We start from the raw sequence: 2826 nt of genomic DNA, 5'->3' as shown, positions 1-2826 counted from the left end.
GAGCTATGTCTTATTTGAAACCAATAATTGAAAGACAGAACGATGAATTAAAATGGACCTAAATGTTATGATAAATCATTATTTTAGTAATAATCAATTTTTCAGGAGGCAACTTTTTGACACAAACGATATTTCTGTAAATTTAGTAAATATTATATAATTTAATTTAAATATTTAGTTATAAAATAAACTTATAATATAACCTATAATTATTTTTAAAAGTAGTGATTTTTTATGATACTAGGAATATTAGGATGTGGAGCAATAGCTAATATTATTTTTAACACCTTGAAAGAGGATAATAATTTTGAAATTAATTATTTCTATGATAATAATGTTGAAAAAGCTGAAAATTTTGCTAAAATAACTAAAGGGCATTATTCTGAAGATTTCAATGAATTAGTAGATAATGTTGATATGGTTTTAGAATCTGCATCACCAAATGCAGTTAAATCATTAATACCTCAGGCACTTGAAAAGGGTAAAGATGTTATAGTTCTAAGTATTGGTGCTTTAATGGATAATGATTTTAGAGAAAATATAATAGCTATTGCAAAGAAGAATAATGCTAAAATTTATGCTCCATCTGGTGCTATAGCTGGTCTTGATGCAATTAAAGCAGCTTCTCTTGGAACCATTGATAATGTTTCAATAGTAACTAGGAAGTCTCCACGTTCACTAAATCAAAATCTTAAAGAAGAAAAAGTAATATTTAATGGTAAAGCAAGTGAAGCTGTTCTTGAGTTTCCATCAAATATTAATGTTGCATCATCTTTAAGTTTAGCATCACATGTGGATGCTAATGTTAAAATTATTGTAGATCCCAAGGTTAATGAGAATATGCATGAAATCACTGTTGTAGGAAGCTTTGGGGAAATTAAAACACTCGTTAAAAACATTCCATGTGCTGCAAATGCTAAAACTAGTATATTGGCAGCATATTCTGCAATAGAACTTTTAAAAAGCTTTAATGAAACTTTAAAAATTGGATTATAATTAATAATTTTATATTATCCTTAATAATTTTAATAGTATTCATAAAATTATTTTTAGTAATACTATTATTTTTAGTAATATTTTTAGTATTTTTTATCTTTACACTAATTAGGATTACATAGCAGTTGCTTTATGTAAAATATTGGATGCCGTTTATTTTTTGATCTTTTCATGCACCTTTTAAAATCATTATATATTTACAATATAATATTTTGACGATGTATTTTAGTGATTCAATACACAATCAATTTTTATAAATTAACGAACATCTTTTTATGTACTATTGCATCGTATGAAAAATTGTAATAATATCGTTTAAAAATGCAATGAAAGAAAAGACACTCAAATAAAACAAAGAATAAATACATATAAATAATAAACAACTATATAATTAATATTCAAGAATTCCTAAAATATTTTTGGAATTCACATTATATATGATCAATTTGAGGAATTAATTTGAAGAAAAAATACTTAAAAACTATAGTTGTTTTAGCACTACTTCTATGCTTTGCTATTTCTATTAGTGCTGCAAGTGCTAAAGATATATATGTATCAAAAGGTGGAAGTATAAAAAATGCTGTGTCTAAAGCTAAAAGTGGAGATACCATTTATATTAAAGCAGGAACATATAGTGGAACTAAAAATAGAGACATAATAATAGATAATAATAAGAATATTAAAATAAGTGCAATTTCGAATAATGTTAAAAAAAGAAATACTGTAGTTATAAGTCTTGGTAAAGCAAATAGGGCATTTACCATAAGCAGAGGTACAGTAACTCTTAGTGGTATAAAGATAACAAATGGTAAAAAAGATTTAGGTGGAGCTATTGCAATTACAAAAGGTAAACTCACTATAAGATATTGTAGTTTCACAAATAATGTAGCTACAAAATATGGAGGGGCTATATTCGCTAAACAGTCAAAACTTAATGTTAGTAAATCCACATTTACAAATAATAAAGCAAAGATTTCTGGTGGAGGTATTTCACATTTTAACAACAAGTTAATAGTAGATAACAGTACTTTCACAAGTAATAGGGCAGGTAATGGAAAAGTAGCTAATACAAACTTTGGAGGCGGAATACACACTACTGACAATTCAAATGCAAATATTAAAGGATCATATTTTACTAAAAATGTAGCATATGGTGGAGCTATTGCTAATTTTGGTAAAATGAATCTTACAACTTCAGTATTTGAAAAAAATAGGTCTCCTAAAAATGGTGGGGCGATAGCTATTGAAGAAAATGCTAAATTGGAAAAATGTAATTTTACAGGTAATGTTGCAGCTCAACGTGGTGGAGCTATCCATAATGCAGGTAAAACAACTATAAAATCATCTAGATTTACCTATAACAAAGCATTAAGAGGATTCGCTGGAGGTTTTGATACTCACGCACCATTAAAAGTTTACAACAGTGTAATATCTCACAACACTGCATCTCATAAAAGTGGTGGTCTTGGAGGAGCATTTACACTTTACAGATTCAGTGGTAGTAAGGAAAAATACCATTATGCAAGTGATGTACTTATCCAAGGTTGTACAATAACCTACAATAGTGCTGGAAAAACTGGTACTTGGGGTGAAAGTGTATTTATAACTAATGGAGACATGCCATATGCAAAAACTTCTATAAAGTTAAGGCTTGTAGGTAACACTTGGAAAGATGAAAATGGTAACATTGTTAAAAATACTAATTGGCTGTGCAATAATTAATTTTTCAGTTGATGGATGACAGTGAATTTTCTTAGTTGTGGTTAGATTGTAAATTATTTTTTGTAGTTTTTTTTATTTGTTGTCTATGTTTTTCATTGAATATCTATT

The 2826-nt window shown here is 27.5% G+C and carries 2 protein-coding genes; both read left to right on the top strand.

Annotated elements, in window-relative coordinates; all coding sequences use genetic code 11:
• The first annotated feature begins 234 nt into the window (after positions 1-234).
• A complete protein-coding gene (locus MBFIL_RS03775; protein ID WP_066971650.1) occupies positions 235-996 on the top strand; it encodes an aspartate dehydrogenase in 762 nt (253 codons plus the stop codon).
• Positions 997-1455: 459 nt separating this feature from the next.
• Positions 1456-2718: a right-handed parallel beta-helix repeat-containing protein gene (locus MBFIL_RS03770; protein WP_066971649.1), complete on the top strand. Its 1263-nt coding sequence runs from the start codon at positions 1456-1458 to the stop codon at positions 2716-2718.
• Positions 2719-2826: the final 108 nt, after the last annotated feature.

Origin of the sequence: Methanobrevibacter filiformis (genome assembly GCF_001639265.1) — an archaeon.
GTDB lineage: Archaea > Methanobacteriota > Methanobacteria > Methanobacteriales > Methanobacteriaceae > Methanacia > Methanacia filiformis.
This window is presented reverse-complemented; position numbering and strand designations above follow the sequence as displayed.

Bases quoted from the DNA above. Each gene is read 5' to 3' on its own strand.
- MBFIL_RS03775 (WP_066971650.1), top strand. From the start codon at position 235: ATGATACTAGGAATATTAGGATGTGGAGCAATAGCTAATATTATTTTT.